Genomic DNA, 25,876 nt, shown 5'->3' on the forward strand with positions numbered 1-25,876 from the left:
CGTACGTAACCCAAGTTGAAAAAGGCGAAATGACTTATAAGCAAGCTCAAGAACGTTATGGGATCCAAGGTCGCTCTACCGTTTTAGTTTGGCTTCGCAAACATGGTCAACTAGATTGGTCTAAAGGAACAGAACAATCGAGAGCGTTAGGAGCGACTATGTCAAACTCTTCCTCAACTCAAACCCCAGAGCAACGAATCAAAGAACTCGAGCAGCAATTAGAAGAGACTCAGCTCAAAGCTGAGTTCTTTGAAGCGGTAGTAAAAGTCATGGATCGAGATTTCGGAGTCCGAATTTCAAAGAAGCGCAAGGCCGAGTTATTAAGGAAAAAACGGTCAGAAAGTTGACCGTCACTAAGGCTTGTCGCTTCATCGGTATTACACGACAAGCTTTCTACAAGCGCTGTGTTGCAGAAATTCATCAGACAAAGAAAGATGAATCAGTACTCGGTTTTGTGAAGGAGAAAAGGATGATGCACCCTCGTATAGGAACTCGTAAGCTCAAGTACTTACTTGCTCAGAACGATATTGAAATCGGGCGAGACCGCTTATTCTCTCTGCTGAGAATGAATCGATTATTAGTGCAGAATCGAAGGGCTTATCATCGAACCACCAACAGTAATCATCGCTTTTATTGCCATCCAAATCGAATCAAAGAAGGCTTAATACCGGAAAGACCAGAGCAATTATGGGTTGCCGATATTACTTATCTAGCAACGCGGTGTGGTAGTACTTATCTCAGTTTAGTGACGGACGCTTACTCAAGAAAAATCGTGGGCTATCACATAGGTGATGATATGAAAGCTCRCACGGTCAAGTTGGCCTTTTTAAACGCGTTGAAAGAGCGGAAGAATGCAGGTGAGCTTGTACATCACTCAGATCGAGGTGTTCAATACTGCTCTGTGGAATACCAAGAGTTGCATCGGCAGTATGATGTATCTTGCTCAATGACTGATGGCTATGACTGTTATCAGAATGCGTTGGCAGAGAGGATCAACGGAATATTGAAGATGGAGTATCTGTTGAATAAACCGAATGATTTAGATGAAGCAAAGAAAATGGTCGCTGAATCAGTAAAAATCTATAATGAATATAGGCCTCACACAGCTCTAAAATACAAAACGCCCGATGAAATACATCGAGCGTTTTAGTCAATCAAGTGTCAACCCATATCAGGACGGGTCAATTTAGATGAAGCAAAGAAAATGGTCGCTGAATCAGTAAAAATCTATAATGAATATAGGCCTCACACAGCTCTAAAATACAAAACGCCCGATGAAATACATCGAGCGTTTTAGTCAATCAAGTGTCAACCCATATCAGGACGGGTCAGGTGTAGCGCTGAATAGATAGATCTGTAGAAAAGAGAACTTGAGTTGATTAAGAGCGCTTCGCCTTTTTCGACATGTAGTGAGTATCAAAAAACTCGGGCCAGTACATTTTCACGTAACCGCCGGCGACCCAAATGACCAATATCGTAGCGATGGTCAGCTCGAAGAAACCAAACTTGTGTAGCCAGTACCATTGCGGGAATTCAGCCCCGAAAAAAGTGGTTAAGCGATGCATCGCAATGGCGCTGATCACTGATGGGAAGGTAACCGCAGCAATCGAAGGTTGGAACTTCAAACGCATTAAGCGGATATAACACAAGTAAATCAGCAGCGTCATGGTGATGGCGATGCCCGCCAATGCGCCCGTCAGAATAGGATCTGGATGATCAAAGTTGACCAAGTAAGCGGCCAAAGACAAGTTTACTGGTGCGGCCATGATTGCCAGTGTTGGTCTTGCTCTGCGCGGTAGGTTACCTTCAAATACTAAGCGGTACAGCACGACGGGCAGCATGAAGAAGTAGATGCCAATACATGTCGCGGCTAGCGTTTCTGAGAATACGGTGTGTCCAAACTGTGTGCCCGCTAATGAACTACTGATTAAACCTACTGGGTACAGAAACCAACTCGGGACGATGTTCGACATTTTGAAGTTGATGATCTGAAAACCGAAGAACAACACCATCATCGTAAAGTGCAGTAATAACGCACAGAACCAAATCGGGTAGGCGATTATTGGCGATATTTCGGCTAAGTAGTCACATAGAATCAACAGTGCCATGCTCATTGGCGCCATTAAGCTTCCGCTGAGCGGATGACGGATGTCATTGATGAAGGTATTAAAACTGGTGAGATAACGAAGTAAAACGGGCAGTAATAACAGCGCGCCGAATGCTGCAAGGTAAGGGCGAATAATCTCTCCAACCCCCGGGAGATACAGTGCCCAAGCTTGTCCTAGTCCAATTACACCAAGTGCTAAAGACGCCTGAGAGGGCGGTACATTTTTGACTTGGGTTAATCTTCTCCAGTTCAACAGCTTGCTCCAATTTATTTATAGAATGTGGGTTGTTTTCAGAATGTCAGTGCGTAATAGTTTTTTGCTCTAGTTAGAGCGTGCAGTTGTTCCATCAATAGATGTTAAGGGTATTCAACTAATTTTGAGTGGATGATACCAAGTTTAACGTTTGCTTTTTTGATTTTGATGCGGAATCGGGACATTAAGCACGTTGAATGTGTGCTTTTGTTTCATGAGTCTTTTGTAATTAACGCACTTCCTCTTGCTGAGGGAGATCTTGTTGTCTTAACTTCTCGTTTTTCAGCGTGCGGTTCAGTAGTTGGCTGTAGATCGGCTGACCCCCTAACATCTGCGCAATGATTACGGCACCTAGGCAGGTGATGATCAACGGCAGGATAAGGTAATAGTTGTTGGTCATTTCGATAACCAACAATATACCTGTAATTGGTGCTCGCACAGTTGCAGCGAATAAAGCACCCATTCCCGCAATCGCAAACATACCCGGTTCGATATTCAGTTCAGGAAAGAATGCCGCGGCGATAAGTCCAAATGCGTAACCAAAGAGTGTGCCGAGTGCGAGCATCGGCGCAAAGATACCGCCCGGAGCACCAGAGCCAAAACAAAGTAGGGTGGTGATAACACGGCCTAGGAAGATCAGTAGCAATATGTTTGTGCTGTAACTGCCGTTAGTGATGTTTGGGATGATACCAATACCACCGCCAGTCAATTCAGGAATATAAAGCAGTAACAGGCCAAAGCAGCCGCCAAGCAGGGTTCCAGTTATCAAGTAGCGTTTGCGGTCATTCTTGTGTATTGCAACAAACATATCTTGCGAAAGCGTTATTAGCTTATTGAAGATCACGCCAAACAAGCCGAACAACACGCCTAGTAATAGGAATAGCCAAAGTGCGCTCAGTTCAGGTTGTTGGTACTGAGGCATGGTAATAACAGCAGATTGACCATTGATCGAACGAAACACGATGTTGGCTGAGATCGCAGAGATGATAACGGCTTTGATTGAAATGAGTGAGTATCGAAATTGTGGTCTCATCTCTTCAACAACGAACATAATCCCAGCTAGTGGTGCATTGAACGCTGCAGCCAAGCCACCAGCCGCACCTGAAGCAAGTAATGAGTGTCGAGTATCGTCATCTTTTACTCGGAATATGTCAGTGACCATACGACCGATGCTTCCGCCCATTTGCACGGTTGGCCCTTCACGACCTAATACCATGCCTGAACCTAACGCGCCCATACCACCAAAGAATTTTACTGGAAGTACTCGCCACCAACGAACAGGTCGCATACCGTCCATCGCGCCTTCTATTTCAGGGATGCCAGAACCAGCAGCTTCTGGAGCAAAGCGGTGAACGAGGAAATAACCAATGAAGGCAAATGCAGCACTGATAAGAAAAGCAGCAAGCCAAAGTGGTAAATAGCTACCGATTTCATCTTTCAGCCAATCGGTACGAGTTTCTGTGATGAAATGAACCGCAACTTCGAAATAGGTGCCCACCACGCCAGCGAGGATTCCGACAATGCAAGAAAGGACAAGAACGGAAGCGGGTGTTTTGTCTCTAGAGAGAAATTGGTTGATAGCATCCCTTGGCATTTTTGCTAAAAGGGATTGCTTAATTCTCTCTCTATTGGTCATTTAAGTTTGGTTCCTGAGTTGATACGGGGAGGGCCTTAGTAAATTATACGCCTCCTCTGCATATCCTATAGCAGCAAAGATGCAAAGTTGAATTTCATTTATGAAAGAAGTGTATTACATAAATGGAATGTATGGACAATATAGTGGAATCGCCGTCACAGTTTTGATCGATTCTCAGGTAGCAACTTGTATTACGCCAAAAATGAACCATAGTTAAATCGTAAAGCAACATAACGAACCGCAAGGAGAAGTGAGGTTTTACACACAATTTGGATGGATTCAGAAACAAAGTTTTTAGTTCCTCGTTAAATGTTCAGGTCGATATTTAAGGCTTCCTGATTCGCGAACTCACGATTGAGTAACGAGGGTGAGGCGTACTGACAAGTACGCCTTTAGTACGTCTGGAGCATCCAAAATTCTGCTTTTCACTTTTATTATCTATTTATTTGTTCAACTCTTCACACTTCGCTAAGCACTAAATCTCTGTAAATCAGTCTGACCCTCGATTTAGTTAACCTATTCTTCTGCTCGCCAATCTGAGTATAAACAAGCGATTGGGGTCAACTTTTTGGTAATTGAGTATATACTCCCTAAAAAAGGAGAACTGATATGACCAAAAAAGTTCCTACAAACATAATTACGGGTTTCTTAGGTGTTGGTAAAACGACAGCTATTTTGAATCTGCTAAAAAACAAACCTGAGAATGAAAACTGGGCTGTTCTGGTTAATGAGTTCGGGGAGATCGGCATCGATGGCGCATTGATGACAGACCAAGGCGCTTTGATTAAAGAAGTGCCGGGCGGATGCATGTGCTGTACAGCGGGCGTGCCTATGTCTGTAGGTATTAATGCGTTACTTCGCCAAAAGCCAGACCGTTTGTTGATTGAGCCAACAGGTCTTGGTCACCCTAAACAAGTGATTGCGACGCTGACTTCAGAGCAATACACGCCGTATGTTGATCTAAAAGCGACACTAGGCTTGGTTGACCCACGCAATCTATCTAATGAAAAATACACGTCTAATCAGAACTTTAATGATCAATTGGACAGTGCAGATGTAATTCTAGGCACCAAGGTCGATCTTGTGCATTCTGAAGACATCGATGTGTTTAACGATTGGGTGACGGATCAAACGCCAGCAAAAGTTTTCCATAAGCTGATTCACGATGGTGAAGTGCCATTAGAAGTGTTGGACATTGAAAGAGTACATGGCAGTGCTTCAACTCATATTGAATCGCACCATCATGATCACGCTGAACAAGAACCTCAATTCGAACTTCCTCCGGGCGAAGCGTTCATCCGAAAAGAGAACAAAGGGCAGGGCTACTACAGTTGTGGTTGGCTGTTTGGTGCAGAGCATAAGTTTGATTTCGATGCGCTATTCTCAATGTTGTCTGATCTGACGGCTGAGCGTGTAAAAGCTGTGGTGAACACAGACCAAGGTTGCTACGCGTTCAACGTGGCAAACCAAGTCGTGTCAGTGAATGAAATCACACTCGATGGCTTTGAGTCTCGATTGGAAGTGATCGACTCGCAGCTCATGCCGTGGGGCGATCTAGAACAGATTCTACTCAAGCTGTGTGGCATCAAATAACATCATAAATTAGTGCTCACATAACCTGTTAGTCTAGAGTTATATATGTCGGTTTAATGGTTGGCATATATAACTTTATGTTCATATCTTACTATTGCTTACTTCTATAGCATTTGGTCTGGATTCATCACGCCGTTTCCCTCTCTAAATACCTATCGATATTTCCTTTACCCAGAACAGTCCTAATGAAGGATGTTTCCGGCCTCATTGATATTAAAAGAACCTCATTGATAGCTTTGGCATATTTTCATTCATATTTTGGCCGATGATACTGTAGCTCAGGTAAATCATGTGCTTACGTCACCTTTTTTGGTTACGTATATTCGCATTAGATGATGAAACCTAAAACCAGGCTAAGCACCTAATTGCGAGGTGATCTAAGCCTGATTAATACGATGAAGATAAGATGATTTTTAAAAATAGTATGAACGGCCTTGAGGTTAAACTGTGTCTTTTATTGTTTATAGGCCTAGTACTAATAATCTACTAAATAGATTCAAATATTCGATAACGGGGACATTGTGAGCGTAATTTCATTGACGGTACTTTTTTTACTTACTGGGTTGATACTCATGAGGTGTTATGGACGAAGTACTAAGAAAAAAGCTAAGCATTTCGTTTACTTTGGAGACGGATCTTATTCGGAATATCAAACTAAAAAGTTAGCGATGGCTAAGGTGACGGAAGTGTTAGTGGAAGCAAAGAAAACCAAAGCGTCTCTACGAGCTAAAAATATGCGTAAATCTGAGGTAAGATTTGCTTATCACAAAGCTGATTTGATGGAACACACTCATTATTCAAATGAGACACCAGAGAAGAGTGACCCGGACAACGCGATAAATCTTGATATTAGGTAGATGATTTTGGGGTGTACTGAGCTTCTCTACTGTTCGAACTAAGTTTTAACTCTAGAAGTTCATGCCTTGCAAAACGTAGTAAGTTGTATCGGTATTCATTAAAATGCTCATTCTGTCAGTATTGAGCAAGGTTCTCTTTGAGGGCTTTGAATCTCGATTGGAAGTGATCGACTCGCAACTCATGCCTTGGGGCGATCTCGAACAGATTTTACTCAAGCTGTGTGGCATCAAATAGGGTTTAATCTCTGTTTGAACTGAATAATCGGGTGTTTGCTTCGTCGATGGCGTGGTAAACACCGGATTAAATGAGAAAGTTTGCGTTATATCACGATAAATGTGAGATAAATCACTCTAATTACTTTATAGTGCTCGGCTGAAATAAGAATGTAGGCTGTCTGCTTAAGGAACCCGTAACAATGTCATTTTCCTCTCAAGGTTTTGCTCCTGAATTAGTCAAAGCGTTGACTGAGTGTGGTTATGAAAAACTCACTCCAATTCAACAAAAAGCGATTCCAATGGCTCGTAAAGGCCATGATATTTTTGCTACTGCTCAAACCGGTACGGGTAAAACAGCGGCATTCTCATTGCCTGTTATTCAGCACCTACTGAACAGCGGTAAAAAAGCATCTCGAGGAACGGCTCGCGGCCTTATTCTTGCTCCAACTCGTGAGCTTGCTGCGCAGATCGCTCAAAACATCAAAGACTACGTTAAATACACTGAACTAAGCGTTTCAGCGGTTTACGGTGGTAACAAGATGTCTTCACAGGTTCGTCAATTAGAGCTGGGTGTGGATATTTTGGTTGCGACTCCAGGCCGTTTAGAAGAGCACTTAGAAGCGGGTAACGTGTCTATTGCTAACCTAGAATTCCTAGTATTTGATGAAGCTGACCGTATCCTAGATATGGGTTTCATCAATGCCGTTCGTAAGATCATGTTGGATGTAGAAACCTCTCCACAGATCATGATGTTCTCGGCGACAACATCGACTCAGTTGAACCAACTGTCAGTTGATATTCTACGTAAACCAAAACGTATCAGTGTTGAACGTGAAAACTCGACGGCTGCTACTGTCGGCCACGTGGTTTACCCAGTGGATCAAGAACGTAAAACAGAACTGCTTTCTGAACTGATTGGTCGTAAAAACTGGCGCCAAGTGCTTGTTTTTGTGAACTACAAAGAAACAGCGAACGATGTAGTTAAAGAGCTTAAGCTAGACGGCATTAAAGCAGTACTGTGTCACGGTGATAAGGCGCAAAGTGCTCGTCGTCGTGCTCTAGACGATTTTAAAGAAGGTAAAGCGCGTGTAATGGTAGCAACAGACGTTGCGGCTCGTGGTCTTGATATCGAAGACTTACCACACGTAATTAACTACGACATGCCTTTCCTAGCAGAAGACTATGTTCACCGTATTGGCCGTACAGGTCGTGCAGGTAAGCAAGGTCACGCTGTGTCTTTTGTTAACCGTGAAGAAGAGCTGACTGTGGTTCAAGTTGAGAAACTGATTCAACAGCGCATTCGCCGTGTTGAGCAACCGGGTTACGAACCGAAGAAGCGTGATGCTTATATTGAAAAGCTGAACACTAAGTCGGCTTACAAAAACCGCCAAGGTCGTAAGAACAACGCGAACGAAGAGCCTCAAGATCAAGCAAGCGCAGAACGTCGTTTGACTATGATGAAGCGAATTAAAAACCGTCGTAAGTAAAATTACGGTTGGTAATGAAAAAGAGCCACTGTATTGTGGCTCTTTTTCGTTGTGTCGCTAAATACAAGGTCGCTCCTTACAAAGACAACTCAACAAGCTGAACACTCAAATAAAAATAAGTCGATAAGGTAATAATATGGATAGCGCGCTACTTTGGGCTTTTATTCCCACGTTTTTCTTTGTATCAATCACGCCCGGCATGTGTATGACTTTGGCGTTAACGTTGGGTATGAGCATCGGTTACAAGCGTACATTATGGATGATGGTCGGTGAACTGGCTGGCGTCGCTGTGGTGTCAGTGGCCGCAGTATTAGGTATCGCTTCAATCATGCTGAATTACCCATGGTTATTTACGGGCTTCAAGTTTGTGGGCGCAGGGTACTTGTTTTATTTAGGTGTTCAGATGTGGCGTTCAAGAGGCAAGTTGGCGATCAGTACTGATAATCAAGAAGCTCAAGTGAACAATGATTGGGACTTGGTGGTTCAAGGCTTTGTTACTGCGATTGCTAACCCGAAAGGCTGGGCGTTTATGATTTCTCTACTTCCTCCTTTTATTAACAGCAGTAAAGACTTAGCCCCACAGTTGTTGATTCTTGTGTCGATTATTCTTGTCTCTGAATTTGTTTGTATGACTCTGTACGCGACAGGCGGTAAGAGCCTTAAGCACATGCTTGGTAAGGCAGACAATGTGAAGCTGATGAACCGTATTGCTGGTACTTTGATGATGGGTGTTGGTGTTTGGTTGTTCGTGAGTTAACTGTGATTAAGGGTATTGCGATTAACTATTACGGGTAGAGAGATCCCCGACTCAGTCGTTCCTCCTTCTCGAGGATGACGAGCAATTGGGATGATGAGATCGAGGGCTAGGACTCTTGTTTCAACCGAAGATTGATAGAATAGAAAAAGAGCGATAGGGCATTTGGCCTTATCGCTCTTTTTGATTTTACATAGCTAGATGTTAGAAATGTTTCTGATCTTAGCCAGTTCTACCGATTAAACCGCGATTTCACCACCGTCTTCACGGCGAATGACAACCGTTGACGCTCTTGGGCGAACGTTGCCTTGAGTTTGAGCCGTTGCATCTTCTGAAGATGGCCAGTTTGCAGGGTGTTGAATATTCACAAACAGTGATTTGAAGTCTGGGCTGATAGTAAAGCCAGTGACTTCACATCCGTTTGGACCCACAAAGAAGCGTTTAAGCTGTGCTTGGTTGTTTGCATCAATCACCGCGCTGTTGCCTTTGTCATCAGTTAATTGAGATGGAACCACAGCCAGCATTTGATCGTTGGTGTAGCCAGTCACTTCGTCTGCGCCGTTATCAGTTTGAATCCACAGGATGCCACGAGCATCAAACGCTAAGCCGTCAGGGCTCGCGAACTGGTTCATGTCTGTTAGACCTGAACGGTTGATAGACTTGTCTTCCACTGCAGGAGAGCCGAATACAAATATATCCCAATCGAATTCGCCTGCCGATTTGCCTTCATCCCAACGGATAACATGACCAAACTTGTTGTTTACGCGAGGGTTCGCTGAGTTCGCTTCTTTACGCTTGTTGTTATTAGTCAACGTTAGGTAAGCTGTACCTGTCATTGGGTCTACAGAGCACCATTCAGGGCGATCCATTGGCGTTGCGCCTACAAGGTCGGCTGCGCCTGCTGTATTAATGATAAGTGCGGCTTGAGAGTCAAACGTATCACCTAGCTTGCCACCGTTAGTGGTTTTGCTGCTTAGTGTTAGCGGTAACCATGTGCCCGAACCGTCGTCGTTGAACTTAGCTACGTAAAGCGTGCCTTTGTCCATGTACTTGTCGCCCGCACTTAGTCGGTTGCTTGGCTCAGCGTCACGCGGGTCCCAATTTGCTTCAGAAACAAATTTGTACAGGTATTCGAAACGAGAATCGTGGCCAGAGTAGAATACGATCGGCTCGCCTTCAGTTAACTTACCAAATGTACAACCTTCATGGCGGAAGCAGCCTAGAGCAGAGCGTTTCTTCGCGCGAGAGTTTGCTGTGTATGGGTCGATCTCGACAATGTAGCCGTGACCGTGTGCTTCGTTACGGTAATCGTCCATTGGTGAATCGGCGGTTGGTGTTACGTCAAAGCGTGCAAACTCATCCAAGCGTTCTTGTTTGTCACCAGAAAGCGTGTCCCAACCGTAGCGTGTTTTGTCAGTAGCGATGCCGATACGTTCTTGAGCTTGTGTCGTTGTACCTTTGTTGACGAAGTAACCCGGCCAGTTCTCTTCACAAGTCAGGTAAGTGCCCCAAGGTGTGTAGCCGTTACCACAGTTATTCAATGTGCCACGAGCTTGGCTACCGTCTTGTGAGAATTTGGTTTTGGTAAACTCACTGTGAGCGACAGGGCCAGACAGGTCCATCACAGTTGCGCCAGTGTAGCGGCGGTTAAGTGGATCGTTATCGACCATTACCCATTGATTACCTTCAAGCTTAACGCGAACCACACTCACTCCGTGCGCGTTGATCTCTTTGCGTACTTCATCAATGTTAGGACGAGCGCCTTCATTGTATGTCGGACCATTAGCGTGCAGGGCTTTTTGGTCAATGTATTCGTGGTTGATCACCAACAAACCATCATTGCTGTTGCCATCAAGCGGGAAGAAGTGCATCCCATCGTGGTGCATTCCCAGTGCGTTGGCTTGGTCTTGTGCGTTGTTTGTTCCGTCTTTTAGCCAAGCATTACCTTGCTTGTTAAGTGGCGTGCCCCAAGGAACGAGCACTTGTGCTGTGTAGCCTTTCGGTACGACAACACTGTCAGTCAATGAGCCTTTAACCGATTCAAATGCTAGCGTTGCGGTGCTTTTCTGCGCGCCCGTTGCTTGCATTGTTGCGGCGTTCGCTGTGCTGTGACCCGCTAAACCAAACGCGCCAAAAGCGGTCATTGCACTGATGCCTAAACCTCCTTTTAATACGTTTCTTCTTGAAAGGTTTGCATCTAGAACTTCTTCGAAGGGTTTGTTTTTACTCTTGTTAAAACGAGTGCTATCAAATGTTTCCTTGCTCATCGCGACTGCTTCCTATTGGCTGACTTTATTATTCGTTATTTATGACTTACCCATGTACTAACGAATTGGTTAATAAGTTGGGTAAATGTGTGACCAATCGTGAAGTAGTTAAGTGACAGATTTTTATAGTTTTTATTAAGCTTTTGTTTCTGTAGCACGATTTTTGCCATAACACTTCTCATGCAAGACAAAACACTTGGGGATTGCGTTGGAACTGTGTATTAATGCTTAATCAAATGAAAAGAGAGACAGTTATGAAATTAGATAAAATCGAAAACAAAAATCGTCGCCTACGTAAAAAGCTATACCTAGGTGAATTCGCGATTCTGGGTTTTGAAGTAAGCTGCAAGACATCGATTGCTGATTTTGACCAATACGATGTGTTCATTGACGAGTTCATCGATTTCATCGACAGCATTGGTTTATGCTTTGGTGGCGGTGGTCTTGAGCTGTTTGAAGGTTTCTTGTGTTCTATCGAGCGATACCGTTCAGTAACTGAAGCTGAACAACTTCAGGTTGCACAATGGCTTGAAGCGCGTGCTGAAGTAACGAAAGTTGAAGTAAGCGAGCTTATTGACGCAAACTACGCGTTCTAAATTGATGTTGTGTTGTTAGCTTAATTTAAAGCCCAAATTCGGCTTTCGAAACGAGCAACAGTACGTCAGAACAGAGGCCGAATCGGTATGTCGATTCGGCTTTTTTGCATTTTCTTCCTTCCTTATTCTCTTTTTAATGTTTCTCTTTTGCTTTGCGAGGCGACTAATTTCGCTTAAATATCAGCGATCTATGGCTACTTATCTGGGCTGTAATAAGTTTGGATAAACTTGTGAGACTTTTATGAGAATTCAATGAAGTTGCTGATAGATTTGACCGCCATTCTTAGAGTCAACAACACCACAGTTCGTGGCTGACTAGATAACACGTATTTCGATGTTATTGATTCGCCGGTCACGAAAGGACTCAATAAAGGATGGAATCAAAATGAATAAACGTACTCAAATCAGCTTAGTGATTGGCTCTGCGATGTTCGCTTTTGGGGCTGTTCAAGCTCAGGCAGCGCAGCTTGAGGTGACAGTGACTAATGCGACTAAAGGAATCTACTTTACGCCAATCTTGGCAGCGGCTCATGATTCAAGCTTGTTCATGTTTAGAACGGGGGAGGCAGCTTCTGCTGAGTTGGAATCCATGGCGGAAGGCGGAGACATCTCGGGCTTATCTGGTGTCATCGCCAATGCTGGTGGTGTAGTCGTTGAAAACCCTGCGAGCGGTATTCTTGACCCAGGTGTCGTGACCACATTCGATATTGATACAGGTGATCTGGCTTACTTGTCGCTCGGCGCAATGTTATTGCCGACCAACGATGGCTTTGTTGGATTAGACAGCTGGAAGATCCCAACTCAAGCAGGTACCTATAAAGCCACACTGAATGGTTATGATGCAGGGACTGAAGCCAATGATGAGCTGGCTAGTAGTATGCCAAATCCTCCCTTTATTACCTTTGGTGCTGGTGGTACAGGTGTAGAGACTGCCGTGTCTAACGCTAAGGTTCATATACATCCGGGCAACATTGGTGATAGTGATGCTGCGGGTGGAATTAGTGACCTTGACAGCAGTAGCCATCGCTGGTTAAACCCTGTGGCAACTATCACGATCGTTGTGAAGTAAGGGGGATGTATGAAAGCTAGAATTTTATTTATCGCTGCTTCTGTCGCCGTATTGGCCGGTTGTCCTGATGATGACGATGATTACTACCGCTACGATGTGAGCGTTACCAACCTCACGCCCAACCAACCTATGTCGCCACTTGCGATACTGACGCACAACACTAGTTTTGAGCTGTTTGAGATCGGCCAAAGTGCTTCCGTAGACCTTGAATACTTAGCTGAAGGCGGCAGCAATGCTGAACTCATCGCACTCAGCGACAGCGACGCTAATGTTTATCAAGGCATCTCAGGTAATGGGCTGATCCTTTCCGGAGAACAAGACACAGTGTCTATTCGTGTCGACCCGAATCAAGAAGGGTATATCTCTGTTGCTTCAATGTTAGTGAACACCAATGATGCGTTTGTTGGTGAATCTGGTTTATCGCTGAAGTCGTTAGCGGTGGGCGACACGTTCACGATGAATATGAACGTGTGGGATTCAGGAACGGAACTCAATGACGAACTTGCAGCAACGATTCCTGGGCCTGCAGGTGGTGGGGAAGGCTTTAACAGTGATAGAAACGACACCGATGTAGTGAGCTTCCACTCTGGTGTCATCAGCCAAGATGATGGCTTAGCTACTTCTGCATTAAGTGGCAATCATCGTTTTCTTAACCCCGGTGCGCGAATCACGATTACTCGCACAGAGTAATTGGGTGAACACACGATGAAAGAATTCCTGCTCTGTTCCGGTCAATTGAAAAGTGGGCAGACTCCGAATAGAGCAGGGATCATGAACAGTGCTGCAGTAAATTTGATGGCAAACATTTTGTTGGTCGAAGACGATGATGACTTGGCTGAGCTGGTGCAGATGCACCTCAAGTTCCAAGGACATGATGTTGTAAGAACTAACTCAATTGAAAAGGCTCAAGCGGTATATCAGGGAAGCCAGTTTGATTTGATCGTGCTTGATCGAGGCTTACCTGATGGCGATGGTCTCGATTTCTGTCGATTGTTACGTCAGCAAGAAGACTGGACGCCTGTGCTAATGCTCACGGCAAGAGATACTGAGCTAGATAAGGTGTCGGGTTTAGAAGCTGGGGTTGATGACTACATTACTAAGCCTTTTAGCGTGCTTGAGTTTCAAGCACGAGTAAGGAACGTGTTGCGTCGCTTAAGTCACTCTGACGCAATAGTGAAAGATCCGCAATCAACCGAACCCGTAATGAGTTTTGGCGGGCTTACCATCCAACCTGAGCGTCATCAGGTTTCATTGAATAATCAAGATGTCCCATTGACTGCAACCGAGTTTACTTTACTGCACTTTTTAGCTACTCGACCGGGACGTGTCTATAGCAAAGACGAGCTGCTTAACCACGTTTGGAATACCGACCATTCTGGTTATCACCACACGGTGTGTAGCACGGTCAACCGATTGAGAACAAAGTTGGCTATGCCGAATAGCGACGATGACTTCATCAAAACCGTTTGGGGTGTGGGCTATAAGTTCGAATCGAAAGTTTAGGCCTATGTGTCGCGTCCTAAGCTTAAGAGTCATCGAGGAGAGAACATGAGTTTCAAATCGCGTTTAGTGCTATTTACCAGTTTGTGGTTTCTGCTCGTAAGTGTGGTTATCGCCTATACCTATCATTGGCAAAAAGAGACCATAGAACAAAGAACTAAGCAGAGCTTACACAAAGAGCTCGCGGTTCACATGCGCGATGATAACCCTCTGATGATTGGCACGGACTACAACCCAAAAGCCCTTAAATCCATATTTCATACCTTGATGTTGATTGGTCCCGATTTCGACATCTACTTTCTCGATAGTCAGGGCAATATCACGACACACGCCGCACCAGAAGGCACGGTCTTGGCAAACCAGATAGACTTAGCACCCATTAAACAATTCTTAAATGACGAGCCTTACCCGATTCTTGGCGAAGACCCGATCAATCCTGATTCTCGTAAGGTATTTTCCGTTGCTGCGATTGAAGAGCTGGGTTCAACCGTGGGGTATCTGTATGTATTGATTGGCAGTAATCGCCATACCGTGATTGCCAATTCACAAGTCGACACCCCTTATATGGCGCTAGCAGGTCTTATGATGATCTCTATTCTAGGTTTTGCTATCGGTGCTTACCTACTCGTAAAACGCAGCCTTTTGAATCCTATCGAAGAGGTCACCAACAAACTACAGCAGCAAGCAGAACAAGATTTCCGTCTTGACCCTAACTTTATTCACCAAGTGCCAGAGTTGGTACCGATTGCACGTTCTTATCAGTTGATGGCGAAACACATTCAACAGCAATTCTTACAGCTTGAGTATCAGTCTTCGCATCGTAGACAAAGTTTATTGCAGCTGAGCCATGATTTGAAAACACCGTTATCAAGTGTGTTGGGTTATCTCGAAACATGGAAGATCCAAAACCCACATTCAGATCCTCTGATAGATGTGGCTTACCGTAATGGCAATAAACTGTCTGAACAACTGCACTCATTACTTGATAGTGCTAAACATGACAATCCTGTTCCTACCTATCAATACGCGTCGATAGATTTGAATGGGTTACTCAGTGAGTGCTTAGAAACGATTCAAAGCCAGTACCGCCATAAAGATGTCGAACTTAAGGTGGATATGCCTGATGGAGTAAAGGCGGCTGGCGACAGTGACTTGCTTGAAAGGTTGATTTTGAATTTGTTGGATAATGCGTTGAGGCATAGCCCAAGTGGAACAGCAGTCTCACTGAGTGTCGATTTAGAGCCGGAATCGAAGCGGGTTAGAGTCGTGATTCACAACGAGGTGGAGCAGGAAGCGCCGAATGGTTCATTGGGTATAGGAACCAAGATAGCTCAATCGATACTGATGTTGCATCACAGTGTGTTAGAAACAACAAAGGCAGAGAACTCATTTCAGCAAAGCTTTTACTTGCCTTCGATATAGTTCTTTCTGCCTTTGGTATTCGCTGGGCTGTTTTGAATTGCAGCTAGCTAAAGATTAAGTGAGGTTATGCGTCTTTCTTCTCTTCGTTACCTTCATTCACTTTTGCGTAGAAGTGAAGCAACTCAGTTAACTCTTTAACCCAACCGAATGCATCTTTAGGTGCGTTCTTTAAGATCTTATCTACTTTCTCGCAGTGCACTTCAATCGCAATAGCTTCTTCAAGGTTGAAAGAGATTGAGTAGAAGTGCCAAAGCAGTAGGCGAGTCATACGCTCAATGTTCTGTTGTGAATTGTCCGACTCAGAAAACGCTAGGTTAACTTCGCCAAGTGCAATAGCTGTCATTCGTAGCATCGCATCGAATTTTGCCGACTGCATGCGCTCTTCGCTGGTCACTTCTTCTTGTTCGAACGTGAACAATTCTGTCATTGCGTCTTCAGGAACAAGGCGATGGATCATTCTTAAACTAAATTCTTCTAGTTCATGGCGAGGCATGGTGATTAAACAATTTAAGGTGTAGTCGCGTTGCATGGTGTTCTCTTGAATCTGCAAAAAGGTCGGACAGTTTAATGGAGAAGCGAGCTTAGAAAAAGCAGATTTTAGATAAGCCTATCTTTGTAGGCTTATCTGGATGCCATGTACCAGAAAACTAGTGGACATGGTGAACATTAACAGCGCTACGCTTTGCTATGACTTGGCGGCTGATATTGCATGGATTGGTCGTTTCTCATGAAGATATTGCTCGCGACTAAGCTACCAATGCAAATAGAACCAAGGGCAACCCAAGTCATTGTATCTGGCACTTCGTTAAACAGTGGAATCGCCAATAGTGTCGCAACGGCAGGTGTCGCGCTTCCAAACGCAGCAGAACGCTCAGCCCCTAAGGTATTCACCGCATATAGGTAAGTGAATGCGGCAATCAAACCCGCTCCAACACCTTGTACCATTGAATGAATGGCTAGCTCTGCGAAAGGCCATTGAGCGATAGGGGCATCCATTAAGTGACTAGGGAGCGTTTCTGTTAGGACAAGAAGCACTAATAACAAAGTAGAGCAGAGAGAAATGAAACCCGCACTGACCAAAGCATCTAAGTTGGCAACACGAGCGGAGATAGTGAAGGTTGCCCACATCAAGCTCCCGCACAGGAACAGCAAGTGACCTTTGGTGTATTCAAAATTGAAGCTACTCAAACTGCTTCCAAGGAACAACACAATACCAAGTAGCACCAAAGTTAGGCCAACGATTCGGTGGCGGCTGAGTGGTTGCTTGAAAAAGAGCACCGCAATCCCGGTAACAAACAGAGGGAGTGTTCCGGGCACTAAAGCACTGCCGTGAGAAACCGGAACGAATTGCATCGCTGTGCCTGCAACCAGCAGATAAGGCAGGCCACTACCGACAAACATACCTGCTAAGTAACGGTTAGGCACAGCTGTAATGGTACTACGCGCTTTCCACACCAAAGGTAATAGTACCAAGGCGGGAATAAGGAAGCGTGTGAGTGCGATATCTGCAGGTGTTAAAGCTGAATTCGCGCCGCCTTTTAGAGAAAGAAAAAAGCTTGCCCAGATGAGTAACGTAACAGTAATAGATAGGTAGCCAAGATTCATAATAAACAATGAAAGTGAATGATGACTCATTATGAGGGAGAGCTCGCGCCTCAAGTTGGCAAGTTTCATTCTAATTTGCCCTAACGTTGATGATTTCTGCTAATATTCTTTCAATCGTTAACGAATTTAACTAATGAATGGCTTTCACTATGGACAGAATTGATAGACATCTTCTCGAGTTATTGCAAAAGGACGGCAGGTTGACCACGGCAGAGTTAGCTGATGAAGTCGGCTTATCCCCGTCACCTTGCGCGAGGCGTATCAAAAGGCTTGAAGAAAAAGGCATTATCGACGGTTACCGCGTGAGCTTGTCCCGAGAAAAGGTGGGTGTGGCGATGAGTGTGTTTGTTGAGGTGAGCTTAAACAATCACCAAGAAGTGTCGATCGATAAATTCGAAGGTGCCATTGTCGAGATGGAGGAGGTGATCAGTTGCCATGTGGTGTCTGGCGCTTATGATTATCTGTTAGAAGTCGTTAGCCCGAACCTGATGGCCTATGAAGCGTTTACCAGAAAGCTTCAGCGTCTCTCTAACGTTAAAGACATCCATACTCATCTCGCGATAAGACAAGTGAAAGGGAACGCGCCGCTCCCTATTTATACCGACTAAGCAGAGGGAAAGGGTGAGTGTTATCGAGTAGAGTGAGCTGAAAACGAAATGGTTTGATCTTTGAATAGGGATGCGAAGGTGACAAAAGATCTTCCACAAAATGACAAACTCTCGGCAATAAAAAACGGAGCACCTCGTGAAAGGTACTCCGTATATGATAGGTGCAAAACTTAGTGATACTTAAAGTGAGAGATTGAACAATCCCCAGTTTGTGCATTAATTCTGAATGAAAAAGCATGTGAATGGTAATCCACACCATCATTCCAAATTGTTTCTCCAAATATCTTACATAGCTCTAGCTCACTTACTGAACCGAACTCTTCCATGTGTTTAGCTACAGATAAAAGTTTACCTCTTATCTCTGCAGTCCATTCCGTGTTACTCAAGCAGTTGAAAGCCATAGTTTTTTGCATATTACCTAGCCAAAATGTTTCTTGTTATTAAGTTATATGAAGATTCATGATAACAATTTTCTGGCGTTTGTAAATCTATTTTGTGATGAATATCTCACATACTCGCTTGCATTGATTGGAAATTGAACTTTATTGTTGATAGTTAGCACATTAGTTTCACAACTTATTGATAAAGCTTTGATTAACGATTTAGGGGAGTGTTTTGGTTAGAACGCTAGTTCGTTATCACAATAAATCCAGTCAAAAAGCAGTGAAAGTAGGGTTTGGATTTTAGTTTGGCACATCATTTTGCGAGGACTTTGAGTGGCGCGCTTCATCTATCATAGTGGCCTCTTGACGATACTTTGATGACAGCTGGCGGAATTTTTCGCTGAGTGTATGGAGATCTTGAGAAAGTGATTGTGAGCTTGCCACATGCACCTGTGCGCTCTCTGATTGGCGCGGAAGCTTGGCCTTTGTGCAATGCTTAGCGACAGCCTGCCATGAACGAGTGAGCGACTGAGCCCCTTCAAGTTCTGTAGATACAACGTATGCTTGCTTGAGCAAAACCTCAGACACATCATAAGCGGTATTCATATGACTTTTGAGCTGCACATTAAACCTTTCTTCGTACTTTGCCCAAAGCTCAATGATCTGTGTTTCGGTGAAATGTTTAGAGAGTAGGGTTTGGGAGTCATAGGTGGAGAGAACTTGGTTAAATTCTTTGGTGTATTGATTGTAACGCCCTTCAAATGCCAATTGACGATCCAACAATATTTGCCAGTTTTCACGGTCACAATGGCTTGCGAACGCAATATTAGTACTTAAAGGTACACCCACAATTATAACCTTCACCCAAAAACGCATGACTTTCCTCGACTTACCTTGTTCTCATTAGAGAGTATAGATGAGTGACAGCATGAGTTGATGTACACTTGAACCATACCTAAAACGGAAGAGCTGGTGGATTTGATGAAAAAAGCGCTGATCGCTTTACTTGTGTTGTTAGTACTGGGCGGAGGAGGAGTTGCGTATTACTTCTTCGTTATGAAAAAAGACCCAACACCACCAGAAAAAATTGAAGAGCCCGTTGCAGAAGTTGCTCCACAGTCTGACGCAGATCTAGAACCAATCATGGAACTTAAACCTGAGCCAGAACAGACAGAGTTTTACGTTCAAGATAGAAAACTAGAAGTGGTAGAACAGCCAGAAGTTGATGGCTTGATAACTGATTACCTCTATAAAGGCGAAAAAGTCGAAGTATTAGAGAAGCAGGGTGATTGGGCTCGCATCTCAGATTACATCGTCTTAAAAGAAGGGGGCCCACAGACTGCTGAATGGGTTTCGATGTCGGGCTTATCTAACGACGAAGTGATTATTTCTGAGAAAGAAAATAAAGAGATATTGGATTCTTACTTGGTTAAATCCGATGACCTTAAGATCCATCAAGAGAAGTTTCGTAATACGGTCGCGAAGCTGATCTCTGAAGGCGAATGTGCCCCAAGTGATTTCGAAGAATTAGGCGGTTGGGTTAAATCGGTGAAGTACAGTGACCGAGATGTCTATTTTATCTATTGCGGTGGTTTATCTCTTGAAAATAAAATTTATTTGGATGTAAATACAAATGAAATATTTACTAAGTAAGATCCACTCCGTTATTAATATTAGATGTATTAATAGCGATTAACCTTTCTATTTATTGATTTAGACCGAAAGCCTACTCTCTGTGAGAGTGGGCTTTTTATTGCCCATTTGTTTTTATCATCCTAATCAAACGGTTAGTTACTATGAATTTAAGCATTGAATTATATTGAACTCGATATAGGTTAGCTTCGATAGATTTATTAATAAGAAATAATGGTCTGATTATTATTTGCACCGTCAATTGTTTAATTTTTCAATGTTGCATTATTCTTGAAATAAGTTAAAGAACATTATTTTATTTAATGTAAACAATGGCTTATCGACTTGGTGATATAATTGAAATTAAATAAATCCACATAATATCAGCGAGTTACCGCTATTTACATGCTCATAACATTTCATGGGTTTTGAGATGCAAGTCAAGTTTTGAGTCATAACATCAAAATATTTTGTATTTGTAATAATACTTTTTGATTTTGAGATGTAGGGTTTAATTAAAGCAAAACGTAAAGTTTAATTATCAAATAAGACATTATCTTATTAACACCATTGTTATTTAATTGCTTGTAAGGGATGGAACCATTAATGAAAAAGCTTGCTTTAATTACAGGGTCAAAAGGCGGTATCGGATCAGCAATATCTTCGAAATTAGTCGCGGATGGATATCGTGTGATCGCGACCTATTTTACTGGGAATTATCAATGTGCATTAGATTGGTTTAATGAAAAACAATTCACTGAAGATCAAGTGAGACTGTTTGAATTAGATGTAACTAACACCGCTGAATGTGCACTGAGCTTAAGCAAGTTGTTGGAAGAAGAAGGCACGGTTGATGTGTTGGTAAACAATGCAGGCATTACGCGTGACAGCGTCTTTAAAAAGATGGACGCGGAAGCATGGAAAGAGGTGATTGAGACTAACCTCAACAGTCTTTTCAATGTAACACAGCCTCTGTTTGCGCCTATGTGCGAAAAGGGCAACTGCCGAGTCATCAATATTTCTTCAGTGAACGCTCTTAAAGGTCAATTCGGGCAAACTAATTACTCGGCGGCTAAAGCGGGAATGATTGGTTTCTCTAAAGCGTTAGCTGCAGAAGGCGCTCGTAGCGGCGTAACAGTGAACGTGATTGCCCCTGGCTACACAGCAACACCTATGGTTGAGCAAATGAAGCCTGAAGTCCTTGATTCAATCAAGAACCAAATCCCAATGAAGCGCTTGGCTACACCTGTTGAGATTGCAGATGCAGTGGGCTTTTTAGCGAGTGATTCCGGTGCGTACATTACAGGCGAGACTCTGTCTGTGAATGGCGGCTTGTACATGCACTAATCGGTGAACTTCAAGGGAATGGAATGATGGAAAAAGTATTTATTGTTGCAGCAAAGCGTACACCCATTGGCGCATTTACAGGTTCGCTTAAGAACGTGTCAGCGGGCGAATTAGCTGGGGTCGCGATTAAAGGTGCATTAGAAGCTGCAGACCTTCCGCTAGATGCGGTTGATGAAGTGATCGTCGGTAACGTTATTTCTGCTGGGCAAGGCATGGGCGTAGCGCGTCAAGCTTCAATCTACGCAGGGCTTGCAGAAGAAACGCCAGCGTACGGCGTCAACATGATTTGTGGCAGTGGCATGAAGTCAGTCATGGACGCTGCGGCGCACATTAAGGCGCAAGACGCTGAAGTGGTGGTTGCTGCCGGTGTCGAAGTGATGTCTCAAATCCCTTTTGTGGTTCCGCCAAGTATTCGTAACGGACACAAGATGGGCGACATTTCGATGAAAGATCTGTTGGTAGGTGATGGTTTAACGGATGCGTTTAACAACTACCACATGGGCATGACGGCTGAAAACATCGCGAATGCGTTGAACATTTCACGCCTTGCTCAAGATAACTATGCGTTAGAAAGCCAACAGAAAGCGGTCGCGGCTATCGAAGCAGGCAAATTCACAGAGCAAATCGTGCCCGTTGAAGTGAAGCAACGCAGACAGACTGTCACTTTTGATACTGATGAGTATCCGAAATCTGACGCAACATTCGAAGGCCTACAAAAGCTTCGTCCGGCATTCGACCGTGAAGGAACCGTAACGGCGGGCAACGCTTCAGGTATCAATGACGGCGCCAGTGCAATTATCTTGGCATCAGAGAGTGCAGTCGCGAAATACGGACTAACACCACTGGTTGAACTAAGCAGCTATGCACAATCTGGCTTAGACCCAAAAATTATGGGCTTAGGTCCTGTAGAAGCTGTATCGAAAGCACTCGACAAAGCTGAACTAACGCTCGAAGAGATCGATTTATTCGAACTGAATGAAGCCTTTGCAGCACAAGCGCTTGGCGTGATGTATCAGCTTTCTGAGCAACACGACCTGCCTCTAGAAGCGTTCAAACCTAAGGTCAATGTGAATGGTGGAGCGATCGCGCTAGGCCATCCTCTAGGAGCTTCAGGCAATCGAATCATTGTTTCACTTATCCATGAGATGCTCGAACAAAAGACAACTTATGGTGTTGCTTCACTTTGTGTGGGTGGAGGAATGGGAACCGCTGTTTTGCTTAAAGGTATTGAAGGCTAACCCCGACTTGCCTGTGGCAGCTTGACAATTTATCGAAGTCGCTTATCTCAATGATGAGCCTTCGTAGAAAGACGTTACCTAAACTTGTATTACTAAACTATGTATTCATCAGGAGTTACTTATGTACACGGATATTTTCAAAACAATTACTGACCAAACTGAAAAGCAATTTGAACCGTACTTCAAGTTCAACAAGTTGGTTGCAAAGAACGTCCAAACAATGACGGAACTGCAAATGAATGCGATGCAGACTTACACGGACATGGGTCTTGCACAAATGAAAGCAGTAAGCGACATCAAAGATGTAAACAGCCTAACTGCATTCAATAGCCAACAGCTAGCAGCGCTAACTCAACTGTCTCAACAGATGATGAGTGACAGCTCTAAGCTTCAATCAGTGGCTAAAGAATTCAAAGAAGATGTTGAAACACTAACAACTGAAAACTTGAAAACAGTTACACCTGCATAAATTTAATCGCCATCGAGTTAGCACAGTGTTTACTGTGAGGCTCGGTGGCGATTTTCCGATTATTGGAGTCATGTTATGTTTCAACACTTCTTTTCGGACTACCTTGTTAAACTTCAACAAACAAACCAGCAATGGTGGGATAACTTTGAACAAAACAAGGAAGCCGCGCAATCTCCCCTCAATCAAGCGATGCAAGAACTGAATTTTGATGACGCATCAAAAATCTTCGAGCAAGCCGCTAACCAACCCGCTGTTCTTCTTCAGTTACAATCCCAATGGTGGGAACAGCAACTCAAGATCTGGCAAAATGCCGCGCTGATGGGCAACACCGAGAGTGTGATAGCTGAAGATCGTAGCGACAAGCGCTTTATTGATGAGGCGTGGAAAAACGACCCGTTCTACAGCTTTATCAAGCAATCTTATTTGTTATTCAGCAAAAGCTATATCGATACCATCAACTCTATTGAAGGTATTGATGAAAAAACCAAAGAGCGTGTGGCGTTCTTTTCTCGTCAGGCCATCAATGCTCTCTCTCCAAGCAACTTCATTGCGACTAACCCAGAGCTGATGAAACTGACGCTTGAGCGAAATGGCGAAAACCTGCTTGATGGGTTAGAGCAACTACAAGCAGACGTTGAAGCGAGTGCTGATATCCTCAAGATTCGTATGACCAACAATAACGCCTTCCGATTAGGTGTTGATGTTGCAAATACTGAAGGTGATGTTGTTTTTCAAAACGACCTGTTCGAGCTTATTCAATACTATCCAAAGACACCTCAGGTGAATGCGACGCCTTTGTTGATCGTTCCGCCGTTCATCAATAAGTACTACATTCTTGACCTTCGTGAAAAGAACTCGATGGTACGTTGGTTGCTTGAGCAAGGGCATAGTGTGTTCATGATGTCTTGGCGTAATCCGGGCGAGGCTCAGAAAGACCAAGAATTCGGTGACTATGTCACGGAAGGTGTAGTGAAAGCGGTCGCGGCGATTGAAGACATTACAGGTAAAGAGCAGATCAATGCGGCGGGTTACTGTATCGGCGGCACGGTATTGGCCTCTACGGTTGCTTACTATGCGGCGAAACGCATGAAGAAGCGCATTAAAACCGCGACCTTCTTTACGACCTTGTTGGATTTCTCGCAGCCGGGTGAGGTTGGCGCATATATCAACGAAACGATCATTAACGCGATCGAGAAACAGAACGACGCCAAAGGCTATATGGATGGTCGCTCATTGAGCGTGACGTTCAGTTTGCTTCGTGAAAACAGTTTGTACTGGAACTACTACATTGATAACTACCTAAAAGGCAGCAGCCCAATGGAGTTTGACTTGTTGTACTGGAATAGTGACAGCACCAACGTGGCTGCCAAGTGTCATAATTTCTTGCTGCGAGAGCTTTACCTTGAGAACAAACTCGTACAAGACAAAGGCGTGAAAGTAGGTGGTGTTTGGATTGATTTGAATAAGATCAAAATACCGAGCTACTTCATCTCAGCCAAAGAAGACCATATTGCCTTATGGCAGGGGACTTACCGTGGTGCCTTGAACACAGGTGGCAACAAAACGTTTGTTCTGGGTGAGTCGGGTCATATCGCAGGTATTGTTAATCATCCAGACAAGAAGAAGTACGGGTTCTGGTTGAATGACAACCTTGATGATTCAGCTGATGAGTGGCTATCAAACGCGAGCCATAATGAAGGTTCATGGTGGACACACTGGGATCAGTGGTTACAGGGCTTTGAGACTGACGAGAAAATCGAACCTTTCAATCAAGGTTCTGAGCTTAATCCTGTGATTGGCAAGGCTCCGGGTAACTATGTAAAACAGGTGCTGCCGATTGTTGATAAAGAAGCGGTCGATAAAGAGCCTGCTGACACAGAAGCTCCGAAAAACGAAGCCTAGGTTTTGTTATATAAGGCTTTCTTTATATTAGCTGCGATGTCGCTTTACTAAGGTTTCATCATCCCCCGAGCAATAAACAGAAACGCCAGATAATAAAAAAGCCACTGAATTCAGTGGCTTTTTAGTGTCAACTTATCTCAAGCATAACTGGAAAAAGTTAACGCAATCTCGATTCTTAATCGATTTCTTTGTCTTTACCCATAGATAAAATCCAAAGAGATACGGCTGCAACACCTGCGAAGCCGCCCAGAATGATAACTGGCATAGCGCTGTAACCTAGGATGTGCCAAATTACGCTTTCTAAAGTACTCATTCAATCGCTCCTTATTGCCAGCCTTCAACGCCGTGCATGTCTGGTAGTTTGTGTGCAATACCTTTGTGACAGTCTACACACGTTTTCTCACCAGAAGCTAGCGCTGTCGAGTGCTGTTTCGCACTACGAGGGCTCTGCTCTGAGAAGTCCATGTAATCGAACTGGTGACAGTTACGACACTCAAGTGAATCGTTCTTTTTCAATCGAGCCCATTCACGCTCTGCTAAGTGATGACGACGCTCTTTGAATTTCTCAGGCGTATCAATCGTCTTAGAAATAAAGTGCGCATATAGCTCTTTTGATGCTTGAACTTTACGAACGATTTTATCAGTCCACTCATGCGGTACGTGACAGTCTGAACAGATTGCACGAACGCCTGAACGGTTAGAGTAGTGAATCGTCTCTTGGATCTCTTCAACAATAGGAGCGTGACAGCCAGAACAGAATTCTTCTGTGTTGGTTGCTTCCATGCCTGTGTTAAATGCACCCCAGAACAAAAGACCGCCCGAGAAACCCAAGAATAAAACAACGCCTACCGCTGCTTTACTTGGTGTCGCGAGTCTTTTCCAAAACGCTTTAAGTAATTTTATCATGTATAGCCTCTCTTACAGTCCGGCTACGA

The 25,876-nt window shown here is 44.0% G+C and carries 24 protein-coding genes and 2 pseudogenes; 17 read left to right on the top strand and 9 right to left on the bottom strand.

Annotation, left to right across the window (positions count from 1 at the left end):
- A pseudogene (locus L1D37_RS00005) lies at positions 1-1,297 on the top strand (IS3 family transposase); the annotation flags it as partial.
- Positions 1,298-1,379: 82 nt separating this feature from the next.
- On the opposite strand, the gene L1D37_RS00010 reads toward L1D37_RS00005, so the two are convergent.
- On the bottom strand, positions 1,380-2,360 hold the full coding sequence (locus tag L1D37_RS00010) for a TDT family transporter (protein WP_239846416.1): 981 nt from the start codon (positions 2,358-2,360) through the stop codon (positions 1,380-1,382).
- Positions 2,361-2,589: 229 nt separating this feature from the next.
- Positions 2,590-3,996, bottom strand: a complete 1,407-nt coding sequence (gene clcA, locus L1D37_RS00015; RefSeq protein WP_210447712.1) for a H(+)/Cl(-) exchange transporter ClcA — start codon at positions 3,994-3,996, stop codon at positions 2,590-2,592.
- 609 nt (positions 3,997-4,605) lie between these two features.
- Here clcA and L1D37_RS00020 point away from each other — a divergent pair.
- From L1D37_RS00020 to L1D37_RS00040, 5 genes and pseudogenes are all read left to right on the top strand, one after another.
- Positions 4,606-5,589, top strand: a complete 984-nt coding sequence (locus tag L1D37_RS00020) for a GTP-binding protein (RefSeq protein WP_239846417.1) — start codon at positions 4,606-4,608, stop codon at positions 5,587-5,589.
- Between the two features lie 521 nt (positions 5,590-6,110).
- The gene (locus tag L1D37_RS00025) at positions 6,111-6,446 is read left to right on the top strand and encodes a hypothetical protein (RefSeq protein WP_239846418.1); all 336 of its coding nucleotides are present in this window, start codon (positions 6,111-6,113) and stop codon (positions 6,444-6,446) included.
- 121 nt (positions 6,447-6,567) lie between these two features.
- Positions 6,568-6,681, top strand: a pseudogene (locus tag L1D37_RS00030) (GTP-binding protein); the annotation flags it as partial.
- Positions 6,682-6,862: 181 nt separating this feature from the next.
- The gene (locus L1D37_RS00035; RefSeq protein WP_017631840.1) at positions 6,863-8,149 is read left to right on the top strand and encodes a DEAD/DEAH box helicase; all 1,287 of its coding nucleotides are present in this window, start codon (positions 6,863-6,865) and stop codon (positions 8,147-8,149) included.
- Between the two features lie 136 nt (positions 8,150-8,285).
- Positions 8,286-8,906 carry a LysE family translocator gene (locus L1D37_RS00040; protein ID WP_239846419.1) on the top strand — a complete coding sequence of 207 codons (621 nt, stop codon included), beginning with the start codon at positions 8,286-8,288 and terminating at the stop codon, positions 8,904-8,906.
- A 236-nt stretch (positions 8,907-9,142) separates the two neighbouring features.
- Here L1D37_RS00040 and L1D37_RS00045 read toward each other — a convergent pair whose 3' ends face one another.
- Positions 9,143-11,170 carry a PhoX family phosphatase gene (locus L1D37_RS00045; protein ID WP_239846420.1) on the bottom strand — a complete coding sequence of 676 codons (2,028 nt, stop codon included), beginning with the start codon at positions 11,168-11,170 and terminating at the stop codon, positions 9,143-9,145.
- Between the two features lie 254 nt (positions 11,171-11,424).
- Between L1D37_RS00045 and L1D37_RS00050 the strand changes: the two genes are divergently transcribed.
- From L1D37_RS00050 to L1D37_RS00070, 5 genes are all read left to right on the top strand, one after another.
- The gene (locus L1D37_RS00050; RefSeq protein ID WP_008219317.1) at positions 11,425-11,766 is read left to right on the top strand and encodes a YggL family protein; all 342 of its coding nucleotides are present in this window, start codon (positions 11,425-11,427) and stop codon (positions 11,764-11,766) included.
- A gap of 385 nt (positions 11,767-12,151) precedes the next feature.
- Positions 12,152-12,835 carry a spondin domain-containing protein gene (locus L1D37_RS00055; RefSeq protein ID WP_239846421.1) on the top strand — a complete coding sequence of 228 codons (684 nt, stop codon included), beginning with the start codon at positions 12,152-12,154 and terminating at the stop codon, positions 12,833-12,835.
- A 9-nt stretch (positions 12,836-12,844) separates the two neighbouring features.
- On the top strand, positions 12,845-13,525 hold the full coding sequence (locus L1D37_RS00060; protein ID WP_239846422.1) for a spondin domain-containing protein: 681 nt from the start codon (positions 12,845-12,847) through the stop codon (positions 13,523-13,525).
- Positions 13,526-13,606: 81 nt separating this feature from the next.
- On the top strand, positions 13,607-14,338 hold the full coding sequence (locus tag L1D37_RS00065) for a response regulator transcription factor (RefSeq protein ID WP_239846867.1): 732 nt from the start codon (positions 13,607-13,609) through the stop codon (positions 14,336-14,338).
- 45 nt (positions 14,339-14,383) lie between these two features.
- Positions 14,384-15,757 carry a HAMP domain-containing sensor histidine kinase gene (locus tag L1D37_RS00070; protein WP_239846423.1) on the top strand — a complete coding sequence of 458 codons (1,374 nt, stop codon included), beginning with the start codon at positions 14,384-14,386 and terminating at the stop codon, positions 15,755-15,757.
- Between the two features lie 64 nt (positions 15,758-15,821).
- On the opposite strand, the gene L1D37_RS00075 is transcribed toward L1D37_RS00070, so the two are convergent.
- Positions 15,822-16,286 carry an exoribonuclease R gene (locus tag L1D37_RS00075; RefSeq protein WP_239846424.1) on the bottom strand — a complete coding sequence of 155 codons (465 nt, stop codon included), beginning with the start codon at positions 16,284-16,286 and terminating at the stop codon, positions 15,822-15,824.
- A gap of 146 nt (positions 16,287-16,432) precedes the next feature.
- Positions 16,433-17,362 (bottom strand): DMT family transporter, encoded by a 930-nt coding sequence (locus L1D37_RS00080; RefSeq protein ID WP_239846425.1) that lies wholly within the window; start codon positions 17,360-17,362, stop codon positions 16,433-16,435.
- Positions 17,363-17,511: 149 nt separating this feature from the next.
- On the opposite strand from L1D37_RS00080, the gene L1D37_RS00085 reads away from it, so the two are divergent.
- Positions 17,512-17,970 carry an Lrp/AsnC family transcriptional regulator gene (locus L1D37_RS00085; protein ID WP_239846426.1) on the top strand — a complete coding sequence of 153 codons (459 nt, stop codon included), beginning with the start codon at positions 17,512-17,514 and terminating at the stop codon, positions 17,968-17,970.
- A gap of 170 nt (positions 17,971-18,140) precedes the next feature.
- Here the strand turns inward: L1D37_RS00085 and L1D37_RS00090 are convergent, their stop codons facing one another.
- Complete coding sequence (locus L1D37_RS00090; RefSeq protein WP_146490726.1) at positions 18,141-18,383, bottom strand: hypothetical protein; 243 nt, start codon at positions 18,381-18,383, stop codon at positions 18,141-18,143.
- A gap of 270 nt (positions 18,384-18,653) precedes the next feature.
- Positions 18,654-19,229 carry a hypothetical protein gene (locus tag L1D37_RS00095; RefSeq protein ID WP_239846427.1) on the bottom strand — a complete coding sequence of 192 codons (576 nt, stop codon included), beginning with the start codon at positions 19,227-19,229 and terminating at the stop codon, positions 18,654-18,656.
- A gap of 96 nt (positions 19,230-19,325) precedes the next feature.
- Between L1D37_RS00095 and L1D37_RS00100 the strand changes: the two genes are divergently transcribed.
- The 5 genes from L1D37_RS00100 (at position 19,326) to phaC (ending at position 24,941) form a co-directional block, all read left to right on the top strand.
- Positions 19,326-20,006 (top strand): SH3 domain-containing protein, encoded by a 681-nt coding sequence (locus L1D37_RS00100; RefSeq protein ID WP_239846428.1) that lies wholly within the window; start codon positions 19,326-19,328, stop codon positions 20,004-20,006.
- Positions 20,007-20,591: 585 nt separating this feature from the next.
- Entirely contained in the window at positions 20,592-21,332 is a 741-nt protein-coding gene (locus L1D37_RS00105; protein ID WP_239846429.1) for an SDR family oxidoreductase, read from the top strand.
- Between the two features lie 26 nt (positions 21,333-21,358).
- Positions 21,359-22,570, top strand: a complete 1,212-nt coding sequence (locus tag L1D37_RS00110) for an acetyl-CoA C-acetyltransferase (RefSeq protein WP_239846430.1) — start codon at positions 21,359-21,361, stop codon at positions 22,568-22,570.
- A gap of 121 nt (positions 22,571-22,691) precedes the next feature.
- Positions 22,692-23,039, top strand: a complete 348-nt coding sequence (locus L1D37_RS00115; protein ID WP_239846431.1) for a phasin family protein — start codon at positions 22,692-22,694, stop codon at positions 23,037-23,039.
- A gap of 75 nt (positions 23,040-23,114) precedes the next feature.
- Entirely contained in the window at positions 23,115-24,941 is a 1,827-nt protein-coding gene (gene phaC, locus L1D37_RS00120; protein ID WP_239846432.1) for a class I poly(R)-hydroxyalkanoic acid synthase, read from the top strand.
- A 175-nt stretch (positions 24,942-25,116) separates the two neighbouring features.
- On the opposite strand, the gene L1D37_RS00125 is transcribed toward phaC, so the two are convergent.
- Positions 25,117-25,254: a TIGR02808 family protein gene (locus L1D37_RS00125; RefSeq protein WP_010430103.1), complete on the bottom strand. Its 138-nt coding sequence runs from the start codon at positions 25,252-25,254 to the stop codon at positions 25,117-25,119.
- Between the two features lie 11 nt (positions 25,255-25,265).
- Positions 25,266-25,847, bottom strand: a complete 582-nt coding sequence (locus L1D37_RS00130) for a NapC/NirT family cytochrome c (protein WP_170964248.1) — start codon at positions 25,845-25,847, stop codon at positions 25,266-25,268.
- Positions 25,848-25,876 lie beyond the last annotated feature (29 nt).

The sequence above is a fragment of the Vibrio sp. Isolate33 genome, assembly GCF_022397895.1.
GTDB classification, from domain to species: Bacteria; Pseudomonadota; Gammaproteobacteria; order Enterobacterales; family Vibrionaceae; genus Vibrio; species Vibrio pomeroyi.